Source organism: Pseudomonas sp. IT-347P (assembly GCF_949768005.1).
In the GTDB taxonomy this organism is placed as follows: Bacteria; Pseudomonadota; Gammaproteobacteria; order Pseudomonadales; family Pseudomonadaceae; genus Aquipseudomonas.
The window spans coordinates 1-216 of record NZ_CATKPQ010000049.1 but is presented as its reverse complement, the minus strand read 5'-3'; the positions used below and the strand labels follow the sequence as shown (position 1 = coordinate 216).

Below are 216 nucleotides of genomic sequence, written 5' to 3'. Positions count from 1 at the left end.
TACGACGGCATGCTTGTCGGCGACGAGATCATTGTCACCTGGACCGGTGCACCGGGAACCCCGGCCGGGGGCTCGCACACCACCGCCCCATGGCCGGTGACTGCGTTAGGCCGACAGGAAATTCCGCTTGATAACAAGGTGATTGCTTTCAATCTGGGCAAACCGGTGACGGTGAGCTACACGGTGACCCGTGGCACGACCGAACCGAAGGGTTCC

Annotated in this window: 1 protein-coding gene; it reads left to right on the top strand. The window is 62.0% G+C overall.

Annotated elements, in window-relative coordinates:
* Positions 1 to 216, top strand: a 216-nt coding sequence (locus ACM6IV_RS19610; RefSeq protein ID WP_414871266.1) for a hypothetical protein, incomplete at both ends; no start/stop codon positions are given.